Genomic DNA, 18,938 nt, shown 5'->3' on the forward strand with positions numbered 1-18,938 from the left:
CGCAGCTCGCGATGCGCCGCGCGGGCGGCGCTCGATCTCACAGGCGAAAAAACCCTCAAGGCGGGCACCTGTAAGCCTACACACCCGTCTACCCGCAATCCGGTAGGCGTGGGGGCGCCGGCCCTGGAAAATCCGAAACCCTGCGCTGCCATCCCAGCCCAAGATCGACTTCCCGCCCCATTGCCGCTAGCCTGCAAACCCTCCTTCAGCCCCAGATATTCACCCCATGCCTGTCGGTTTCCCTGAACTGCCATCGCTCAACGCACTGCGGGTGTTTGAAGTGGTGGCCCGTCACCTCAACTTTCGCCTCGCGGCCGAAGAAATTGGCGTAACCCAGGCGGCCGTTGCCCAGCAGGTGCGTGGGCTGGAGGCCACCCTGCAGGTACGCCTGTTCGAGCGGTTGCCACGCGGGCTCGGGCTGACCGATGCAGGGCGCGCCTATAGCCACAGCGTGCGTAGCGCCCTGGCCATGATCGACGATGCAACACGGGCGCTGCGGCCGGCGGCCTTGCACCTTACGGTCAGCGTGACCCCTACGTTCGCCTCCAAATGGCTGATCCCACGGTTGGGCCAGCTTGCAGAGCTACACCCCAGGATTGACCTGCGGGTACTGGCCACTGACCGGCTTTCACACTTCCACACCGATGGCGTGGACCTGGCGGTGCGCTACGGTCGCCCGCCATTTGGCCCTGGGCTGGAAACCCTGCTGCTGATGGAGCAGCCCATTGTTGCCGTGGTGAGCCCGGGGTTGCTGAGCGAAAACGGGCCGCCAGAGACGTTTGCCGCGTTGCAACGCTACGTGGCATTGCACGATGCGCATGACTTCTGGCCTTCGTTTTGCGCCACGGCATTCCCCGGCCACCCGCCGGCCGCGGCCCGATCAGTGCGTTTCAACCAGACCTCGCTGGCTATCGAGGCAGCGGTGGGCGGGCAGGGCATCGCGTTGGCAAGTTACGCGTTTGTCTGCGACGACATTGCCGCCGGCAGGCTGGCGTTGGCGCTGCCCCAGCAACTGCAGCTGGACAAGGCGTTCTATCTGGTCTGGCCGCGCAAGGGCCGGCCTCACCCTACGTTGCAGGCGGTGATCGACTGGTTGCAAACCGAAGCAGGCGATAGAAAATCTACTGCCTAGCCCAGTGCCGGCTGCCTACCTGCACCTTGGTATCGCTGCTACCGTGAGTTCACGCATTTCCCGCGAACCACTGGAGGCAATATGGCAACTGAACAGGTAGCGATCATCACGGCAGGCGGTAGCGGCATGGGCGCAGCGGCAGCCCGCCGGCTTGCCGCCGACGGTTTCAAGGTCGGCATCCTGTCGTCATCTGGTAAAGGCGAGGTATTGGCTGAGGAGCTGAATGGCTTCGGCATCACTGGCAGCAACCAGTCGGTCGATGACCTCCAGCGCCTTGTCGAGGGAGTGGTGCGCAAGTGGGGCCGCATCGATGTACTGGTCAACAGTGCCGGCCATGGTCCCCGGGGGCCGATATTGGACATCAGTGATGACGACTGGCACCTGGGCATGGATACCTACTTGCTCAATGTGATCCGCCCCACGCGGCTGGTGACACCGGTGATGCAGCGTCAGCAAAGCGGGGTCATCATCAATATCTCCAGCGCCTGGGCCTTCGAACCCAGTGACCTGTTCCCCACCTCGGCAGTGATGCGCGCAGGCCTGGCTGCCTTCAGCAAGATCTACGCCGACACCTACGCCGCCGACAACATTCGCATCAACAATGTGCTGCCAGGCTGGATCGACAGCTTGCCCGCCACCGATCAGCGCCGCGACAGCGTACCGCTCAAGCGTTACGGCAGCAGCGATGAGATCGCCGCCACGGTCGGGTTCCTGGCCAGCGACGGCGCCGCCTATATAACAGGCCAGAACATCAGGGTGGATGGCGGGCTTACCCGCAGCGTCTGAAACTGCCGTTGAACGATGCGTCAGGGCCAGCCACTACCGTAGGTCAGGGCAACCGGCAATCGGGCACCTAATTGCATGAGTATGCTTGATGCTTTCTCATAGCAGGACTAATACTAAGGTACTGCCGAGAGGGACGATCATGCAGACGCGCTTCGTTGTGGTTCCCGCTGTACCGTTGATACGAGAAATACACCCACGACGCATCGGCTTTCCATCCGCACTGGGGGAAGGGTATGACCTCTACGATACCCAGGACAAAATACGGCTGAGCCTGAACCTGCCCACCCGCGCGCAGGCGGAGTACGAGTGCACGTGCCGCAATGGCTGTCTGGAGACCGAGGGCCGAACCGGCAGCGACTGAAGGCTGCCGGGGCTGTAGCTCAGGCCAGGTAACGGTGGTAGTAGTCCAGGGTTGCGAGGTTCTTGTCCTTGGCTTCGAACATGATGTCGAACCACTGGGTGAACTGCAGCGCGTAGCGGTTGGTCCAGTCATTCCACATCATTGCGCTGTGCGCATACAGGTCGCGCTTGTTCACCTGCGCCAGCAACTCGTCCATCACCAGTTTGCGCTCGGCGGTGAAGCCCAATGCCTGCAGGTGCTCAGGGGGTTGCGAGTAGTGCATCGTGGGACGCACACCGCGCCAGCTGTCGATCACCCGCGCCACCCGTGGGTCGGCGGGGTCGATGTAATCGCCCTCGTGGATCCAGCAGTGGTGGATATCCAGCACCACCGGTGCCAGGTCGGCCAGTGCCAGGCAGTCGTCCAGGCCATAGGTTTTTTCGTCGTTCTCGAACGTGATCACGTTGCGCGCCACCTGGGACAGGCGCGGCCATGCATGCCGGATGCCTTCACCCCCCAGGCGGCCTGCAATGTGGATATTGCATTTGAAGTCCTGGAATACCTTGCCGTAGCCCATCATGCGGATCATGTCTGCGTGGTATTCGAACTCGGCCAGGCTGTTCTCCACCACCTCCGGGCGATCCGAGCCTAGCACGCAGTACTGGCCAGGATGGAACGACAGCCGAATATCCTGCTGACGCGCCAGGGCGCCGATCGCCGCAAACCGCTCAGCCATCAGCCCCTGAAAATCGGCTTCCTGGTACACATGCGCCACGCTGGGGTGGCTGTACAACGGCAACAGGTCACTGCTCAGCCGCAACATGCGCAGGGCAGGGGGCAGCTCGCTGACATAAGCCAGCAGCCGAAGCTGGGCGTCGAGGTTGTGCTGCACCAGTTCGAGCAGTTTGGCGCGGGCCGCCTCCTGGCTGGCCCCGCTGACCCAACGCAAGGTGGTGGTACGCGGGTTGAACGTGCGTTCGATGGTTTCCAGCGCCTTCACCGCCAGGCTGCGGTGAGGGTGCCGGTACATGCAGGCAAAGCCCAGGCGTGACATGGGGATGCTCCAGAGGGCCCAGCCCGTTCAGATCAGTTTGTCCAGCGTGATGGGGAACTCACGCACACGTTTGCCGGTGGCATGGTAGATGGCATTGGCCACCGCTGCCGCCACCCCCACCACGCCGATTTCACCTACCCCCTTGGAACCCAGCGCGTTGACCACACGGTCGTCTTCCTCGACGAAGATGACGTCGATGTCGCCGATGTCGGCGTTCACCGGCACATGGTACTCCGCCAGGTTGTGGTTGAGGATGCGCCCCAGGGCATGGTCGGTCTGGCTTTCTTCATGCAGCGCCATGCCTATGCCCCAGACAACGCCACCGAGTATCTGGCTGCGTGCGGTCTTGGGGTTGACCACGCGCCCGGCCGCCACCGCGCTGACCACTCGGGTAACGCGGACCGTGCCCAGGTCGTCGTCCACCTGCACCTCCACGAACACGGCCGAGTGGGTAGCGGTGGAGTAGGGCTTGCGCTTGTCGTCCGGGTTGGCTTCGACCTGCACCTCCAGGCATTGCTGCGGGTCCACGGCCAGCAGCTCAGCCAACGGGACCGAGTGCTTGCCGGCCTTCAGCTGGCCGTTTTCAAGGGTGAAAGCGGTATCCGCTTCGCTTGCCAACTCAGGCCGCTGCTGGCGGGCACGCTCGATCAGCCGCTCGCGTAACGTCAGGCACGCCTGGCGTACCGCAGAGCCAACCGAAGACACGGTGAACGAGCCCCCTTGCAACGGCGCGGTAGGCAACGAGGAGTCCCCCAGTTTGAAGGTCACGTTACCTACGTCGATACCCGCGGCATCGGCCGCAATCTGGGTCATCACCGTGTAAGTACCTGTACCGATGTCAGTGGTCGCACTGCTGACAGTCAGGTGCCCGGCGCTGTCCAAACTGGCCTTGGCACTGGCCTTCATCTGCATGGCCTCCCACACACCACCCGCCATGCCCCAACCGATGCGCTGGTTACCGTCGCGCATGGACCCGGGCGAGGCCTGCCGCCGGGCCCAGCCAAAGCGTTCGGCACCCTGCTCGTAGCAGGCAAGCAACTCCTTGCTCGAGTAGGGCTTGCCCTCGTTGCCATTGTGGCTGGCGAAGTTGCGCTTGCGCAGTTCCACCGGGTCTAGCCCGGCGGCACTGGCCAGTTCGTCCATCGCGCACTCCAACGCCAGTACTCCGGAGCCTGCGCCTGGGGCGCGCATGTCCAGGGGTGTGTAGACATCCAGCGGCGCCAGGCGGTAGCTCAACGCCACGTTGTCACACTGGTACAACATGCCGCTCCATTCCACCAGGTGTTCGGTGAAGTCTTCGAAGCGCGATGTCTGGCCGATGGCATCGTGCCCGATGGCGACCAGGGCTCCGTGTTTATCCACGCCCAGGCGCAGGCGTTGCTGGGTGCGTGGGCGATAGCCGAAAGTGAACATTTGCTGGCGCGTGAGGGTGAGACGCACCGAGCGCTTGAGGTGCAGCGCAGCCATCACCGCCAGGGGCAGCTGGTACTGCGGGCGCAGGCCGGAGCCGAACGCGCCACCGACGAAAGCCGCTTTGACCCGCAGCTTGTCTTTGGGCAGCCCGAAGACATTGTGCAGGTATTCCTGGCAATTCTGCGTGCCCTGGGTTTTGTCGTGGATGACCAGGCTGCCGTCGGCCTGATAGCACACCGTCGAGGCGTGGGGCTCCATGGGGTTGTGATGCTCGTTGGCGGTCAGGTAGGTCACGTCCACCTTGGCATCGGCCCCCGCGAAATGCCCTGCAAAATCACCGCGAGGTTCTGGTGTTTCGGCGGGGGCTTCGTGGGTTTGCTGTAGCGCAGCGAGCAAGTCGGATTGATGCGCTTGCTGGCTGTACTCAATGGTGACGAGTGAGCCGGCGTAGCGGGCCAGCTCCAGGGTGTCTGCAATCACCAGCACCAGCGGCTGGCCGCTGTACAGTACGCGCTCATTGAACAATGGGCGGAAGGGCGAGCCTTCGGCGGCGTCGTCGTCGCTGTAGTCGTCATCGTAGCTGGACACGTGCGGGCGGTTGGTATGGTCCAGCACGGCGATCACGCCGGGCACTTGCAGGGCCTTTTCGCTGTTCACCTTCACCACCCGTCCACGGGCGATGGTGCTGGACACCACGCTGGCATGCAGCAGGCCTTCTTGCGGGTGATCGGCGGCATAACGGGCCTGGCCGGTGACTTTGGCCGCGCCGTCCACGCGGTCCATGGGTGTTCCCACGACACTGTTCATTGCATACCCCCCTGGCTGTTGTCGGCTGCGCAGGCCTCGCTCAGTGCGCGGATAATGGCGTTGCGCGCAAGCGGCACTTTGAAGCCGTTCTGGGCAAGCGGTTTTGCCGCCTGCAGCAGGGCATCGGCAGCGTGAGTGAACAGCTCGGTACTGGCGGGTTTACCCTGCAACAGGGCTTCCACTGCCGGGTCTCGCCATGGCTTGTGTGCGACACCACCCAACGCCAGGCGCGCCTCGCGAATAACCCCGTTCTCGATCTGCAACGCAGCCGCCACCGACACCAGGGCGAAGGCATAGGAAGCCCGGTCACGCACCTTGATATAGCGGCAATGCGCTGCAAACGGTTCAGCGGGCAGCTCGATGCCGGTGATCAACTCATCCTGGGCAAGCTGGTTGTCACGCTGCGGCGTGTTCCCAGGCAGGCGATGGAAATCGGCAAACGGTATTTGCCGCGCCCCTGCGGGCCCGTGAACGTGCACCACTGCCGCGAGTGCGGCCAGTGCCACGCACATGTCCGAAGGGTGTGTGGCTACGCAGTCGTCACTGGCGCCAAGGATGGCGTGCATACGATTGAGGCCTTGGCGCGCCGGGCATCCGCTGCCTGGCTCGCGCTTGTTGCAAGGGGTCCCGGTGTCGTAGAAGTAATAGCAACGGGTACGTTGCAGCAGGTTGCCGCCGGTGCTGGCCATGTTGCGCAGCTGCGGGGACGCGCCGGCCAGAATGGCCTGGGCCAGCAAGGGGTAGCGCGCTTCGACAAGCGGGTGCCAGGCCAGGTCGGCGTTGCTGACCAGCGCGCCGACCATTACGCCACCTTCGGGCGTTTCCTCGATCGCCTTCAGGGCCAGCCCCGTGATGTCGATCAGGTGTTCAGGACGCTCGACGTTTTCCTTCATCAGGTCGACCAGGTTGGTGCCCCCGGCAATGAAGCGTGATGACGGGCCTGCCAGGCTCACGGCCTCATCGAGTGACGCCGGCTTGTGATAGCTGAAAGGGGTCATGGGCGTGCCCCTTTGATCAAGGGCAAGGCTTCTTCCACCGCAGCAACGATGTTGCTGTAGGCGCCGCAGCGGCACAGGTTGCCGCTCATCAGTTCACGGATGTCATCGCGGTTGTGGGCTCGCCCTTCATTGGCAAGACCCACCGCCGAGCAGATCTGCCCTGGTGTGCAATACCCGCACTGGAACGCATCCTGAGTGATGAAGGCTTGCTGCATGGGGTGCAAGCGGTCGTCGTCGGCCAGGCCTTCGATGGTGACCAGCTCGGCACCTTCACACATCACCGCCAAGGTCAGGCAGGCGTTGATGCGCTTGCCATCGCGCAGCACCGTGCAGGCGCCACACTGGCCGTGGTCGCAGCCTTTCTTCGTGCCGGCCAGGTCCAGCTGTTCGCGCAGCAGGTCGAGCAGGGTGGTCCAGGGGTGTACGGTCAGCGCTTTGTGCTCACCGTTGATGGTCATCTGCAAAGGGCGCTGTAGGGCGCCCTGGTCAGGGGTTGCGGTCATGGTGCAGGTCCTCACGGGTCGGGTGCGCACAGTGTTCTGTGTCTTAGTGCTGCGACTTGCGTGGGGCCAGGAACGTTCAGCCTGTGTGCCCAGGCGCAGTTATTTTTGCCCGTGAGTACTGTGGTTTGCCTTTTATGCAGCGGCAGTTGGGTGGGTCAGGTCACCACTTGGTAGCAAGGCACGTACGCCGCCCCACCGGGTAACTTCATCCGGTGTTGGTCGACAAACGCCTGCAGCAAACGCCCCAGCGGGTCCAGCACAGCGCTGTCGCCGCGGATCTGGTAGGGCCCGTGCTCCTCGATCAGGCGGATCCCTTTGTCCTTCACGTTACCCGCCACGATGCCCGAAAACGCCCGGCGCAGGTTCGCCGCCAGTTCGTGCGGCGGCAGGTCGCGGCGCAGCGCAAGGTCGGCCATTGCCTGGTGCGTGGGGTCGAACGGCCGCTGGAAGCTTTCTTCGATCTTGAGCAGCCAGTTGAAGTGGAACGCATCGTTACGTTCACGGCGGAACTGCTTCACCTGCTTGAGCCCCTCCACCATGTGCCGGGCAACCTCTGCCGGGTCGTCGATGATGATCTGGTAGAACCGGTGCGCTGCCTCGCCCAGGGTCGCGCCGACAAACGCATGCAATTGCTGCAGGTAGGGCTCGGCGCTACGGGGGCCGGTCAGTACCACAGGGAACGGTACATCCTGGTTGTCCGGGTGCATGAGGATGCCCAGCAGGTAGAGGAATTCTTCCGCCGTGCCCGCACCGCCCGGGAAAATGATGATGCCGTGGCCGACACGCACGAACGCTTCAAGGCGTTTTTCGATATCCGGCAGGATGACCAGCTCGTTGACGATCGGGTTAGGCGCCTCGGCGGCGATGATGCCCGGCTCGGTCAGGCCCAGGTAACGGCTGCCCGGCATGCGCTGCTTGGCATGTGCGATGGTGGCGCCCTTCATGGGGCCCTTCATCACACCCGGGCCGCAGCCGGTGCAGATATCCAGCTTGCGCAGGCCCAGCTCGTGGCCGACTTTTTTGGTGTATTGGTATTCCTCGGTGCTGATCGAGTGGCCACCCCAGCACACCACCATCTTCGGTTCCACGCCCGGGCGCAGGGTACGGGCGTTGCGCAGCAGGTGGAAGACGTAATCGGTAATGCCCTGGGAGCTTTCCAGGTCGATGCGCTGGCTGGCCAGCTCGCTCTCGGTATAGACGATGTCGCGCAGGGCGCTGAACAGCATTTCACGGGTGCTGGCGATCATCTCGCCATCGACGAACGCGTCGGCGGGCGCGTTCAGCAGCTCCAGGCGTACGCCGCGGTCCTGCTGGTGGATACGCACTTCGAAGTCCTGGTAGGCCTCGAGGATGGTCTTGGCATTGTCGACATGGGCGCCGGTGTTGAGGATGGCCAGGGCGCACTGGCGGAACAAGGTGTAGAGGCTGCCGGAGCCGGCTTCGCTCAGTTGCTGCACTTCACGTTGTGACAGCGTCTCCAGGCTGCCTTTGGGGCTGACGGATGCATTGATGACATGGCGTTGAGGCATCTAAGTCTTTCCTGTGCGGGTAAAACATCCTTCTTTGACAACACCATACCGAGAAATGTGAGCGGCAACGAGGGGGGTAGAAAAAAAGCCTCCAAATGGCCCATTACCCCAGCAGCTTCAGCACGCCGAGTGTGATGCCCAGGCCGCCGACCAGCAGCCACAGGTTCAGGATCGCCCCGGTAATCAGTGCCCGAGGCCCTGCCTGGCGAATCTGATCGATACGCGTCTCCATGCCCAGGGCAGTCATGGCCATGGTCAACGCGAAGGTGTCCAACCCATTTACAGCCTGGGTGAAGCTTGCCGGCAGTACCTGCAGTGAGTTCACCACCACCAGTGCGAGGAAACCAAAGGCGAACCACGGCACGTTGGTGCGGCCTTTGCCTTGGGCCAGCCCGGCCTGGCGTGTGCGGTTGACCCACACACCAACCAGCAGCAGCACCGGCACCAGCATCATGACCCGGGTCATCTTCACGATCGTGGCAATGTGGGTAGCCTGCGGGCTGATGTTGCTGGCTGCCCCCACGACTTGCGCTACTTCGTGGAGTGTGCCGCCCACCCACAGCCCAGCCGCCAGGGTATCAAGGTGCAGCCAGCCGCTTTTGACCAGCAAGGGGTATAGCAGCATCGACACGGTACCGAACAGCACCACGCTGCCCACCGCCATCGCACTTTTGTGTGGCGCGCTGCGCAGCGCCGACTCGAATGCCAGCACTGCCGCAGCGCCGCAGATCGCGCTGCCTGCGGCCGTGAGCAGGGCTGTGTCGCGGTCCAGCCCCAGCAGCCGGGTGCCGCACCACAGGCCGATCAGCAGTGTGCTACCCACCACCAGTACAGATACCAGTAGCCCTGGCCAACCCACCTGGGCGATCTCCTGCAGGCTTACCCGCAGCCCGAACAGGGCAACGGCGATACGCAGCAGGCCGCGCGCAGAAAAGTTCACACCAGCAGCCCAGCTGGCAGGCAGCCCCTCGCGCAACGCATTGCCATAAAGCGCACCCGCAACAATGCCGACGATCAACGGGCTGATGCCAAGGCCGGCGATGAAGGGCATGGCGGCCAGTTGGGTGACGGCGAGGGCGAAGAGTGCCACGAACAGCACACCGTTGAGCCGACCGCGGGTGGTCAGTACCGGGGTTGCCGCCGAGGGGGTGGAAGACGTGATCATGGCATTCACCTGGCAGGGGACAAGACAGGGCCACGATAATCTGGTTATAAGCTTATAAAAAATCGTAATTTGAAATGGCAAATATCCGCACAGCTGATACTTTACATTCATGACACCAGAACAGCTTATAACCTTCGCCACCGTCGCCCAGTTCGGCAACATCAGCCACGCGGCGCAGGCACTGCATCTGTCCCAGCCCGCCGTGTCGGGGCAGTTGAAGGTGCTGCAGGAGACCTTTGGCGAGCCTCTGTATCAACGGGCGGGCCGCGGGGTAAAGCTCACCGACGCCGGCCTGCAGTTGCTGGCACACGCCACACGCCTGCGCGACACCTACCGCCAGGCCCAGGCGCTGCGGGAAGCCATGCGCGGGCTGGAGCGGGGCACCTTGCGCATCGGTGCCAGTACCACGCCAGCCAGCTACCTGCTGCCCTATCTGATTGCCGACTTCCAGGCGCGCTACCCTGACGTGCTCATCACCACCACCCAGGGCAACACTGCCGAGATTCTGGCAGCGCTGGACAGCGTAGACATCGCCATGATCGAGGGCCCTGCTGGCCAGGCATTGCCGGTGGGCACCGAGCTCACAGCCTGGCGAGAAGACGAGATTGTCGCCATCGTGCCCGGCGGCCACCCGCTGGCCGGCACCGCTTCGCAAACCATGGCAGCACTGGGGGCTTACCCGTTGGTGCTGCGCGAGGGTGGCTCCGGGGTACGGCAGATCGTAGAGCGGGCTTTTGCCCGAAGCGGGGTGGCGATGCGAGTGGCCCTGGAGATTGCGGGGGTAGAAGGGGTGAAGGAGGCGGTGCGTGCGGGCATGGGCATCGGCTTTGTATCGGCCATGTCGATCCGGCACGAGGATGGCGCCTTGTGCAGAATACCCATCGCGCCACAGGCGCTGGTCAGGCGGTTTTCAATCCTGATGCCCCATGCTGCCAGCCCATCGCGGGTGGCGGCGCGGTTTTACGAGCTCTGTGTCGGGCAGCTGGGGTCTGAAGCGGGTTGAGGGGCTTACGGCCCATCAGTGCTGTTCTTTTCAGGCGGCACCAGGTCGACCCCGCCTGGGTGTAGCGGATGGCACCGCAGCAGCCTGCGCAGCGTCAACCAGCTGCCCCGCCCAGCGCCGTGCACCCGCAGGGCCTCGATGGCGTAGTGTGAACAGGAAGGGTAGAACCGGCAGCGCGGCCCAAGCAGAGGGCTGATGATCAGCTGGTAGCCGCGGATCAGAGCGACGAGTGCCAGACGTGGCCAGTGTTTCATATCACGCTCCTGGGGCAGGCGGGCGCCTTGCGCAGTATCTTCAATGCCAAAGCATGCCCAGCAATCGGGCCGATGCTAACAGTCTGGCAGCTAGCTATGACCGCGATTTTCCGCGCAATGGGCTAGGTACAGTAACCGACATAAGTGTTATAACGTAACGCTTTTGTACGTACCAGAGAAACCATGGTGTGGAAGCAGTATGGACAGACGTAGCCTTTTGAAATTTTTACTGGCGGGACTGGCGCTTCCGGCTTCGCTGCAGGCCTATGCAGCACAGCGCCTGCGAAATGTTGAAATTATGCGTTCACCAGGTGTCACCAAGCTGGTACTGAGCCTTGATGGCCCGGCGGTCGCCAACAGTTTCAGCCTGCAATCGCCTCCTCGGGTGGTCATCGACCTGCACAATACACAGCTCGGGGCGCCATTGGCCGCCTTGAACCTGCACGACACACCGGTGGTCGCGATTCGTAGCGGCACAACCTCGTCTGGCGACCTGCGGATCGTGCTGGACCTCGCAGGGCCAGGCATTCAGGGTGAGTTGCATCATCGCGGGGGCAGGCTGGAACTGTGGTTGCCAACGGGCACTGACAAGCGCCTTGCGCCCCTCGCAGCCCCGGCTACCGCGCTGGCCTCGCGCGGCCGTGACCGCGACCTTCTGGTGGTAATCGATGCCGGGCACGGCGGTAAAGACCCAGGCGCCGTGGGTGCCCGGGGTGAGCAGGAAAAGCGCGTGGCGTTGGACATCGCCAAGCGCCTGGCCAGGCGGGTGGATGCGCAGAAGGGCTACAAGGCCCGGCTGGTGCGCAGCGATGACGTGTTCATCCCACTGCGCAAACGCGCCGAGGTGGCGCAGCGGCTCAATGCAGACCTGTTCATTTCGATCCATGCCGACGCGGCGCCCAGGCTTACCGCCTCAGGGGCCTCGGTGTTCGCCCTTTCACAGGGCGGCGCCAGCTCCTCGATGGCCCGCTGGATGGCAGCACGTGAAAACGGTGCGGATGCGGTGGGAGGAGGGCTGGCGGTGAAGCTGCAACAGGATGACCCCATGGTCGCCGGGGTGCTGCTGGACATGGCGATGAATGCAACGATCTCCACCAGCCTGGACCTTGGCCATGCTGTGCTCGAACAACTGGGCGGTATCGCCCGCCTGCATCAGGCGCGGGTGGAACAGGCAGGCTTTGCCGTGCTGAAGTCGGCTGCTGTGCCGTCGATACTGGTGGAAACCGGCTTCATCTCCAACCCAACCGACTGCCAGCGGCTGCATGACAGCCGGCATCAGGACAAGATCACCCAGGCGATCTTTGCGGGTATAGAAGGCTACTTCCGGACGAGGCCACCGGCAGGCAGCCTGATAGCGGCGATGTACAGCAACGTGGGTTAAAACGGCATGCGGTGCCCTTGGTCCAAACCGCGCTGCCCCAGGGCAGCCTAAAACTGCCCCGGTCTAGCGCCGGCGTCAAACCACCAGCGGGGCTGCTTGTCTTCGAACGCATGAAACCTCGGTTGCAGCTCTGCCAGGTCATTGTCGTCAAAACCACCGACCAGCAATGCGACCGTCGAATCATCGTCAATGGCACCGACAGAACTGCCACACCGGCTGCAGAACGCCCGGCTGGAGTAATCTGATGACCTGAACAAGGAAGGCACGCCACCACCACCCACCCAGGTGACGCTCTGCTGTGTGAACTCCACCCACACCGCCGTCACGGCACCGGTATGGCGTTGGCACGTTTTGCACGAACAGGTGTGTGGCTGTATCGCGGGGGCCAGGGCCTTGTACCTGATCCAGCCGCACAGGCAGCCACCTTCGTAGGCAGTGCTTTGCATACCCATTCCTCTTCAGCTTGTGCGAGAGATGCAAGCTTAGCCGCAGTGGTTCCACTGCGACGGCTATTTGTTCAGCTGACCGTTCAACCAAAGGTATCCAACAACCGATACCAGGCAATGCCCGCGCCAAGGTACAGACGCTGCAAACCATGAAACGGGATCGGGTTGACTGGCGTGACCGGAAACACCAGGTCATTCGAGGCGCCCAGCAGGTGACCCGACAAATGCCGGGCCAGCGTAGTCGACATGGCGATGCCCCGGCCGTTGTAGCCCAGCAGAATGCTGAGCCCTGGCGCCGGTTCGTGGACGTGTGGCAGGAAGTCCCGGGTCAGCGCCACCCTGCCGCTCCAGTGATGTTCGAAGCCGATCCCTTCCAGTTGCGGGAACAACGCCGTGACGGCGCGCTTGAGCTGGTTGAAGTCGTCTGGCGAGCGCGGCTCGGAGAACGGCCCGCGGCCGCCTAGCAGCAGCCGCCCTTGCGCGTCCTTTTTGTAGTACAGCAGCAAGCGGCGGGCATCCGAGCAGACTTCGCCCCGCGGCAGGATCTGCTGCGCCAGTGCTGTGGGTAGCACCGGTGTGGACACGATGAAGCTGTTGGCCGCGATGAGGGTCTGCCTCAGGCCGGGCCACAGGTCATCCGAATAGCCATTGGTCGCCAGCACCACACGTTGCGCGGTGACCCGGGCGCCCTGTTCGGTGGTGAGCACCCATTGATTGCCCTCGCGTTTGAGTCCGGTGACGCGGGTACGGCCATGTATTGCAGCGCCGTGATGGAGTGCGGCACGGGCCAGCCCCCGTGCCAGCTTCAGCGGGTGCACGCTGCCGGCGCGGGGGTCGACCCAGGCGCCCAGGTAGCCCTGGCTGCCGATGCGGGCAGCAGCGCCGCGTGCATCGAGCAGCTCAGCCGCAACGCCCCTGCGCTGCCACTGCTGGGCCCGCTGTTCGATGGCGCGCATGGCCGCCGGGGTGCAGGCAGGCTGTATCCAGCCCTGGCGTACCGCATCGCAGTCGATGCCGTAGCGGTCGATCAGCTTGAACACTTCATCCGCAGCCCCCCCGGCAACGCGAATGATCGCCTCCGCTTTTTCATCACCGAACAGCTTCATCAGCTCGTCCGGGTCGTACTTCAGGCCCGGAATCACTTGCCCACCGTTACGCCCCGAGGCACCCCAGCCTGGCTCACCTGCATCCAGTACACAGGTGGCTGTGCCAGCGCTAGCCAGATGCAGCGCTGTGGTGAGGCCCGTATAGCCGGCCCCGACAATGGCCACATCGACCTGTTTGTCCTCTGTCAGCGGCGGCGTTTGCGGCCCTGGCTGCGCCGTGGCAGCCCACAGGGACTGGGGCATGGCAAATGAATGTACGCTCATGCCTGTGGCTCGCTGCTGTTGAGAAGACGGCGCAGGAAATCCTGGGTGCGCGGGTGAGCAGGGCGGCCGAACACATCCTGGGGCACACCCGCTTCCACGATCTTGCCGCCGTACAGGAAGCACACTTTGTCGGAAACCTCCCTGGCGAAGGCCATCTCGTGTGTGACCACCACCATGGTCATGCCCTCTTTGGCCAAGGTGCGCATAACGCCCAGCACCTCGCCCACCAGTTCGGGGTCGAGCGCGGAGGTGGGTTCGTCGAACAGAATCGCCTTGGGCCGCATGGCCAACGCCCGTGCAATCGCCACGCGTTGCTGCTGGCCACCCGACAGTTGATCCGGGTAGGCGTCCAGGCGATGGCCAAGGCCCACCTTTTCCATCAGTTCCACCGCGTGCGCGCGAGCGGCGGCCGGGCTCTCTTTCTTCACGTACACCGGGCCTTCCATCACGTTCTGCAGGGCAGTGCGGTGCGGGAACAAGTTGAAGCGCTGGAACACCATGCCCACTTCGGTACGGATGGTGTGGATCGACCTGGCGTGCCGGTCTACCCGCTCGGACGACACCAGAATGTCGCCACCCTCGTAGGTTTCCAGGCCGTTGATGCAGCGCAGCAGGGTGGACTTGCCCGAGCCGGAGGGCCCGATCAGGCACACCACTTCGCCGCTGTTCACTTCCAGGTCGATACCCTCGAGCACGCGGGTGGACCCATAGCTTTTGTGCAGCGCCTTGATACTGATCATGCGTTGTTCCTCGTCCCAAGGCGGGCTTCCAGCCGCCGCAACCCATACGACAGTGGCAGGCTCAGCGCCAGGTAGAGCAGGGCCACCAAGGTATAAACCGTCATGTTCTCGAAGGTGGACGATGCGATCAGCTGGCCGGCCCGAGTCATTTCCGCCACGGTGATGGTGGACACCAGCGAGGAATCCTTGAGCATCATCACCAAGGTATTGCCGTAGGGTGGCAGGGCGATCTTGAAGGCCTGTGGCAGCACCACCCGGCGCATGATCATCGCCCCGCGCATGCCGATCGATTCGGCGGCCTCGATCTGCCCTTGCTGCACTGCCTGGATACCGGCGCGGAAGTTCTCGGCCTGGTAAGCCGAGTAGGCGATGCCCAGGCCGATCACACCCGCTTGAAACGCACTCAGCTGTATGCCGAAGTCGGGCAGCACGAAGTAGATGTAAAACAGCTGCACGATGATCGGCAGCCCGCGGATGATGTTGACGAGTGTGTAGCCGGTTCTGGCGATGAGCTTGCTGTTCGACACCATCATCAGGGCAAACACCAGCCCGATGACCGAGCTGAGAATGAACGACAGCGCGGTCACTTTAACCGTGACCACTGCCCCTTCCAGCAACACAGGAAGAAAGTCCAGAGCGTTCTGCAGAAACATAGAAGTACCCGCTTGTCCGGTAGGCGCCTGACGCGCGTAATGGCGTCAGTTGATGTGCCACTTGGCGATGATCGCATCCAGCGTGCCGTCCGCTTTTACCGCATCGATGCCGCGGTTGATCTGTTCCAGCAGCTGTTGGTCGCCTTTGCGCACGATCAGGCACACTTCGCCGTTGAGGCTGGGTTTGTAGCCGTCAACCAGGCGTACTTTTTTCAGCAGCCCTTGAGACGCCTGGTAAGTGAGGATCGGCTTGTCGGCAAAGCCCGCCTTGATTCGCCCCAGGGCCAGGTCGCGCAGCAGGTCGGAGATGGAGTCATACCCCCTGACTTCCTTGTAGATGCCACGGCGCTTGAGCTCGTCGATGAACACCGTGCCGACCTGCGCGCCTACCACTTCACCCTTGAAGTCGTCCATGCTGGTGTACGTGCCGTTGTCATCCTGGTTGACCACCAGCGCCTCGCCGTACTGATACACCGGCTTGGAGTACTGCACCACTTTCTCCCGCTCTGGGGTTTTCAGCATGGCTGCAGAAATGATGTCGATCTTGTTCGCCGTGAGTGAGGGGATCAGTGCCGAGAAGTTGTTCTGCAAGATGGTGACGTCAAACCCGCCTGCCTTGGCGATTGCCTGCGCCGAGTCGATCATCATCCCTTGTATCTGGTTGCTCTTCACATCCAGGAACGTGAAAGGCACGCCGGTGGCGGTGGCACCGACCCGGTAGGTGTCTGCGCTGAAGGCAGTACCGGTGATGAAGCTGGCTGCCAGGGCGGCTGCGCAAGTGAGTGCACGAAGTTGTGAACGCATGGGGTGGACTCCTGATTTCGTGGTTTTTGTCGTTATCGAAAGAGTGAGGCCTTGGACCAGGGCAGTGGCCTTGAGTCGAATATAATTGATTTACAAAAATCGTAAAGAGATTTATAAATATCGCATATCGATATGTATAGGGTGAAAAACCGTGAGTGACATTGAAAATGCCCTGTTCAATCAATCCCTTGAGAAGGGGTTGGCGGTTTTGAAAGCGTTCAATGCGCGGCGCAGAACAATGAATCTGGCTGAAGTTGCCCAGGCAGCCGGCATCAATAAAAGCTCCGCCCAGCGCATGGTCCACACCCTCGAGGCCCTGGGCTACGTGCGCAAGAACGCAATCACCAAGCGTTTCCAGCTAACGCCCGAGGTGATGGAGATTGGTTACAACTACCTGGCGTCGAACACCCTGGTAGACGTGGCCAACCCGTTTTTGGCAGAGCTTGCCCAGGTGACCGGCGAAACCACCAACCTGACCGAGCCGGTGGCAGACGACATGATCTACGTGGCCCGGTTCGTGGGCCCCAAGTTCATCCCCATCCATATGCCCCTTGGGAGCCGTATTCCCATGTACTGCACAGCCTCCGGGCGTGCGTACCTGAGCGCATTGCCGCGCGAGCAGGCCCATGAACACCTGAGCGGCTGCACCTTCGTGCAGCACACGCGCCAGACACGGGTTGGCCTGGACGACATCCTCGAGCGGGTGGACCAGGCGCGCAGGGACGGGTTTTCGACCAACTGCGAGGAATTGTTCCTCGGGGACATGGCCCTGGCGGCGCCCGTGCGCAACAGCGAGGGTTTGCCCGTGGCGGCGGTGCACGTGGTGGCGCCCACCAGCCGGTGGACGGTGGAGGAAGCGGAGCGGCGGCTAGGGCCCGCAGTGCTGGAGTGCGCGCGGGCGATTACAACTTCGATACGGGCGTTGCAGTTGTAGGCTTAGTCGAGGCGCTTCGTTCTGCCGCCTCTGCTACCGTTCACCCCACGTTGAATACATGCCGCAGATACCCCACAAAGTTCTCATCCCGGCACTGCGTTTTCCCCGGGCTGTCCGAGATCTTGGCCACTGGCGCGCCATTGCACGCGGTCATCTTGATCACCATGTTCATCGGCTCCACGCCCGGTATATCGCACGTCAGCTTGGTACCGATGCCAAAGCTCACTTGAATGCGCCCGTGCAGTGCCCGGTACAGTGCCAGGGCCTTGGTGAAGTCCAGCCCGTCGGAGAAGATCAGCGTCTTGCTCATGGGGTCGATACCCAGTTTCTCGTAGTGAGCGATGGCCTTTTCTGCCCAGGCGAGTGGGTCGCCAGAGTCGTGGCGCAAGCCGTCGAAGAGCTTGGCAAAGTACAGGTCGAAGTCGCCAAGGAAGGCGTCCATGGTGATGCAGTCGGTGAGGGCGATGCCCAGCAAGCCGCGGTATTCGCGAACCCAGCATTCCAGCGCCGCCGCCTGGCTGTCCACCAGGCGCGGGCCCAGCTGTTGGTGGGCCATGAACCATTCGTGGGCCATGGTGCCGATGGGGCGCAGTTCGTATTCGCGGGCCAGGTGCACATTGCTGGTGCCGACGAAGCGGCCGGGGAAGTCACGCTTGAGGATGTGCACCACCTCTTCCTGCACCCGGTACGAGAACCGCCGGCGGGTGCCGAAGTCGGCCAGCTGGAAGCCCGCCAGTTCGTCGGCGCTGGCCTCGGCCTTGAGCCAGTCGAGGTTCTGGTACAGCCGCTCGCGCACCTGTTCGATCACCACTTCGCGGTAGCGATAGCGGTTGCGCACTTCGCTGATGATGGCCAGCAGCGGGATTTCGTAGAGGATCACGTGCAGCCACGGGCCGCGAACGCGAATGGCCAGTTGCCCGGCATCGTCCAGGCCAACCTGTACGTAGCGCAGGTTGAAACGGAACAGGCTCAGAAAACGGATGAAGTCGGGTTTGATGAACGGGATTTTTTCCAGATAGGCCAGTTGGTCCTGGGTGACGCTGACCTCGGCCAGTTGCTCCACCTGGTAGCGGATCTCGGCCAGGTACGGGGCCAGGTTCTCGCCGTTGCGGCAACGGAACTCCCACTCCACCTCGGCATTAGGGTAGTTGTGCAGCACCGCCTGCATCATGGTGATCTTGTAGAAGTCGGTGTCCAGCAAATTCTGGATGATGCGTGGGCCGAAAACACTGTCGCTCATGAGCGCTGCTCCTTGATCAAAGCCAATTGGTGGTCGAGGGCGGCTTCATCGCCGCACAGCACCACACCCTCTGCTGCCAGCGCGCCGCAGGTTTCGATGGCACCGGCCTGGGTGAGGGCGCGGCAGGCCGGCAGGTACAGCAGCACCTGGAAGCCCGCCTGGCGCAATTGCCGGGCGGTGGTCTTGACGCAGTAATCCAGGGCCAGGCCGCCGACGATCACTGCACCTACCTGCTGCACCTTGAGGTATTCGATCACACCGGTGGAACGGCGCTCGGCCAGGTCGTGATAACAGGCGCCGTAGGGGTGCAGGTCGGGTTCGACGCCTTTCCACACGTTTTGTGAAATGCACCAAAACCACTTATTTCTTGTCAACGTCACCTGGCT

The 18,938-nt window shown here is 62.8% G+C and carries 19 protein-coding genes and 1 pseudogene; 6 read left to right on the forward strand and 14 right to left on the reverse strand.

Annotated elements, in window-relative coordinates; genetic code table 11:
• Nucleotides 1-226 precede the first annotated feature (226 nt).
• From IAE33_RS06490 to IAE33_RS06500, 3 genes are all read left to right on the forward strand, one after another.
• Complete coding sequence (locus IAE33_RS06490; protein ID WP_201162846.1) at nucleotides 227-1,132, forward strand: LysR substrate-binding domain-containing protein; 906 nt, start codon at nucleotides 227-229, stop codon at nucleotides 1,130-1,132.
• Between the two features lie 81 nt (nucleotides 1,133-1,213).
• Nucleotides 1,214-1,918 carry an SDR family oxidoreductase gene (locus IAE33_RS06495; protein WP_201162847.1) on the forward strand — a complete coding sequence of 235 codons (705 nt, stop codon included), beginning with the start codon at nucleotides 1,214-1,216 and terminating at the stop codon, nucleotides 1,916-1,918.
• Nucleotides 1,919-2,057: 139 nt separating this feature from the next.
• A complete protein-coding gene (locus tag IAE33_RS06500; RefSeq protein ID WP_201162848.1) occupies nucleotides 2,058-2,279 on the forward strand; it encodes a hypothetical protein in 222 nt (73 codons plus the stop codon).
• A 19-nt stretch (nucleotides 2,280-2,298) separates the two neighbouring features.
• Here IAE33_RS06500 and uvsE read toward each other — a convergent pair whose 3' ends face one another.
• The 6 genes from uvsE to IAE33_RS06530 form a co-directional block, all read right to left on the reverse strand.
• Complete coding sequence (uvsE, locus tag IAE33_RS06505; RefSeq protein ID WP_201162849.1) at nucleotides 2,299-3,312, reverse strand: UV DNA damage repair endonuclease UvsE; 1,014 nt, start codon at nucleotides 3,310-3,312, stop codon at nucleotides 2,299-2,301.
• Between the two features lie 27 nt (nucleotides 3,313-3,339).
• Complete coding sequence (locus IAE33_RS06510) at nucleotides 3,340-5,532, reverse strand: xanthine dehydrogenase family protein molybdopterin-binding subunit (RefSeq protein WP_201162850.1); 2,193 nt, start codon at nucleotides 5,530-5,532, stop codon at nucleotides 3,340-3,342.
• Nucleotides 5,529-6,530, reverse strand: coding sequence for an FAD binding domain-containing protein (locus IAE33_RS06515; RefSeq protein WP_201162851.1), 1,002 nt, complete (start codon nucleotides 6,528-6,530; stop codon nucleotides 5,529-5,531). The genes IAE33_RS06510 and IAE33_RS06515 overlap by 4 nt, the downstream gene beginning before the upstream one ends.
• Nucleotides 6,527-7,033, reverse strand: coding sequence for a (2Fe-2S)-binding protein (locus IAE33_RS06520; RefSeq protein WP_201162852.1), 507 nt, complete (start codon nucleotides 7,031-7,033; stop codon nucleotides 6,527-6,529). The genes IAE33_RS06515 and IAE33_RS06520 overlap by 4 nt, the downstream gene beginning before the upstream one ends.
• 155 nt (nucleotides 7,034-7,188) lie before the next feature.
• Complete coding sequence (ppnN, locus tag IAE33_RS06525) at nucleotides 7,189-8,562, reverse strand: nucleotide 5'-monophosphate nucleosidase PpnN (protein WP_028633765.1); 1,374 nt, start codon at nucleotides 8,560-8,562, stop codon at nucleotides 7,189-7,191.
• Between the two features lie 103 nt (nucleotides 8,563-8,665).
• A complete protein-coding gene (locus IAE33_RS06530; protein WP_201162853.1) occupies nucleotides 8,666-9,727 on the reverse strand; it encodes a YeiH family protein in 1,062 nt (353 codons plus the stop codon).
• A gap of 109 nt (nucleotides 9,728-9,836) precedes the next feature.
• Here IAE33_RS06530 and IAE33_RS06535 point away from each other — a divergent pair, with 109 nt between their 5' ends.
• Nucleotides 9,837-10,730, forward strand: a complete 894-nt coding sequence (locus tag IAE33_RS06535) for a LysR family transcriptional regulator (RefSeq protein ID WP_201162854.1) — start codon at nucleotides 9,837-9,839, stop codon at nucleotides 10,728-10,730.
• A gap of 5 nt (nucleotides 10,731-10,735) precedes the next feature.
• Here the strand turns inward: IAE33_RS06535 and yidD are convergent, their stop codons facing one another.
• Nucleotides 10,736-10,984 (reverse strand): membrane protein insertion efficiency factor YidD, encoded by a 249-nt coding sequence (yidD, locus tag IAE33_RS06540; protein ID WP_201162855.1) that lies wholly within the window; start codon nucleotides 10,982-10,984, stop codon nucleotides 10,736-10,738.
• A 199-nt stretch (nucleotides 10,985-11,183) separates the two neighbouring features.
• On the opposite strand from yidD, the gene IAE33_RS06545 reads away from it, so the two are divergent.
• Nucleotides 11,184-12,365: an N-acetylmuramoyl-L-alanine amidase gene (locus IAE33_RS06545; RefSeq protein ID WP_201162856.1), complete on the forward strand. Its 1,182-nt coding sequence runs from the start codon at nucleotides 11,184-11,186 to the stop codon at nucleotides 12,363-12,365.
• Nucleotides 12,366-12,412: 47 nt separating this feature from the next.
• Here the strand turns inward: IAE33_RS06545 and IAE33_RS06550 are convergent, their stop codons facing one another.
• The 5 genes from IAE33_RS06550 to IAE33_RS06570 form a co-directional block, all read right to left on the reverse strand.
• Nucleotides 12,413-12,811, reverse strand: coding sequence for a GFA family protein (locus tag IAE33_RS06550; protein ID WP_201162857.1), 399 nt, complete (start codon nucleotides 12,809-12,811; stop codon nucleotides 12,413-12,415).
• A gap of 83 nt (nucleotides 12,812-12,894) precedes the next feature.
• A complete protein-coding gene (locus IAE33_RS06555) occupies nucleotides 12,895-14,181 on the reverse strand; it encodes an NAD(P)/FAD-dependent oxidoreductase (protein WP_201162858.1) in 1,287 nt (428 codons plus the stop codon).
• The gene (locus IAE33_RS06560; RefSeq protein ID WP_060483139.1) at nucleotides 14,178-14,921 is read right to left on the reverse strand and encodes an amino acid ABC transporter ATP-binding protein; all 744 of its coding nucleotides are present in this window, start codon (nucleotides 14,919-14,921) and stop codon (nucleotides 14,178-14,180) included. Before IAE33_RS06560 ends, IAE33_RS06555 begins: the two co-directional genes overlap by 4 nt.
• The gene (gene ehuD / locus IAE33_RS06565) at nucleotides 14,918-15,574 is read right to left on the reverse strand and encodes an ectoine/hydroxyectoine ABC transporter permease subunit EhuD (protein ID WP_201162859.1); all 657 of its coding nucleotides are present in this window, start codon (nucleotides 15,572-15,574) and stop codon (nucleotides 14,918-14,920) included. Before ehuD ends, IAE33_RS06560 begins: the two co-directional genes overlap by 4 nt.
• A 45-nt stretch (nucleotides 15,575-15,619) precedes the next feature.
• Nucleotides 15,620-16,378: an ABC transporter substrate-binding protein gene (locus tag IAE33_RS06570; protein ID WP_201162860.1), complete on the reverse strand. Its 759-nt coding sequence runs from the start codon at nucleotides 16,376-16,378 to the stop codon at nucleotides 15,620-15,622.
• Nucleotides 16,379-16,529: 151 nt separating this feature from the next.
• Between IAE33_RS06570 and IAE33_RS06575 the strand changes: the two genes are divergently transcribed.
• Nucleotides 16,530-17,312, forward strand: coding sequence for an IclR family transcriptional regulator (locus IAE33_RS06575; RefSeq protein WP_201162861.1), 783 nt, complete (start codon nucleotides 16,530-16,532; stop codon nucleotides 17,310-17,312).
• Between the two features lie 40 nt (nucleotides 17,313-17,352).
• Here IAE33_RS06575 and pncB read toward each other — a convergent pair whose 3' ends face one another.
• Nucleotides 17,353-18,552 (reverse strand): nicotinate phosphoribosyltransferase, encoded by a 1,200-nt coding sequence (gene pncB / locus IAE33_RS06580; RefSeq protein WP_201162862.1) that lies wholly within the window; start codon nucleotides 18,550-18,552, stop codon nucleotides 17,353-17,355.
• A pseudogene (locus IAE33_RS06585) lies at nucleotides 18,549-18,887 on the reverse strand (isochorismatase family protein); the annotation flags it as partial. The gene pncB and the pseudogene IAE33_RS06585, both read right to left, overlap by 4 nt.
• Nucleotides 18,888-18,938: the final 51 nt, after the last annotated feature.

It is taken from the genome of Pseudomonas sp. S60, assembly GCF_016647865.1.
GTDB classification, from domain to species: Bacteria; Pseudomonadota; Gammaproteobacteria; order Pseudomonadales; family Pseudomonadaceae; genus Aquipseudomonas; species Aquipseudomonas parafulva.

Excerpts from the sequence above, each read along its gene's own strand:
- IAE33_RS06490 (WP_201162846.1), top strand. The coding sequence starts at position 227 with ATGCCTGTCGGTTTCCCTGAACTGCCATCGCTCAACGCACTGCGGGTG.
- IAE33_RS06495 (WP_201162847.1), top strand. The coding sequence starts at position 1,214 with ATGGCAACTGAACAGGTAGCGATCATCACGGCAGGCGGTAGCGGCATG.
- IAE33_RS06500 (WP_201162848.1), top strand. The coding sequence starts at position 2,058 with ATGCAGACGCGCTTCGTTGTGGTTCCCGCTGTACCGTTGATACGAGAA.
- uvsE (WP_201162849.1), bottom strand. The coding sequence starts at position 3,312 with ATGTCACGCCTGGGCTTTGCCTGCATGTACCGGCACCCTCACCGCAGC.
- IAE33_RS06510 (WP_201162850.1), bottom strand. The coding sequence starts at position 5,532 with ATGAACAGTGTCGTGGGAACACCCATGGACCGCGTGGACGGCGCGGCC.
- IAE33_RS06515 (WP_201162851.1), bottom strand. The coding sequence starts at position 6,530 with ATGACCCCTTTCAGCTATCACAAGCCGGCGTCACTCGATGAGGCCGTG.
- IAE33_RS06520 (WP_201162852.1), bottom strand. The coding sequence starts at position 7,033 with ATGACCGCAACCCCTGACCAGGGCGCCCTACAGCGCCCTTTGCAGATG.
- ppnN (WP_028633765.1), bottom strand. The coding sequence starts at position 8,562 with ATGCCTCAACGCCATGTCATCAATGCATCCGTCAGCCCCAAAGGCAGC.
- IAE33_RS06530 (WP_201162853.1), bottom strand. The coding sequence starts at position 9,727 with ATGATCACGTCTTCCACCCCCTCGGCGGCAACCCCGGTACTGACCACC.
- IAE33_RS06535 (WP_201162854.1), top strand. The coding sequence starts at position 9,837 with ATGACACCAGAACAGCTTATAACCTTCGCCACCGTCGCCCAGTTCGGC.
- yidD (WP_201162855.1), bottom strand. The coding sequence starts at position 10,984 with ATGAAACACTGGCCACGTCTGGCACTCGTCGCTCTGATCCGCGGCTAC.
- IAE33_RS06545 (WP_201162856.1), top strand. The coding sequence starts at position 11,184 with ATGGACAGACGTAGCCTTTTGAAATTTTTACTGGCGGGACTGGCGCTT.
- IAE33_RS06550 (WP_201162857.1), bottom strand. The coding sequence starts at position 12,811 with ATGCAAAGCACTGCCTACGAAGGTGGCTGCCTGTGCGGCTGGATCAGG.
- IAE33_RS06555 (WP_201162858.1), bottom strand. The coding sequence starts at position 14,181 with ATGAGCGTACATTCATTTGCCATGCCCCAGTCCCTGTGGGCTGCCACG.
- IAE33_RS06560 (WP_060483139.1), bottom strand. The coding sequence starts at position 14,921 with ATGATCAGTATCAAGGCGCTGCACAAAAGCTATGGGTCCACCCGCGTG.
- ehuD (WP_201162859.1), bottom strand. The coding sequence starts at position 15,574 with ATGTTTCTGCAGAACGCTCTGGACTTTCTTCCTGTGTTGCTGGAAGGG.
- IAE33_RS06570 (WP_201162860.1), bottom strand. The coding sequence starts at position 16,378 with ATGCGTTCACAACTTCGTGCACTCACTTGCGCAGCCGCCCTGGCAGCC.
- pncB (WP_201162862.1), bottom strand. The coding sequence starts at position 18,552 with ATGAGCGACAGTGTTTTCGGCCCACGCATCATCCAGAATTTGCTGGAC.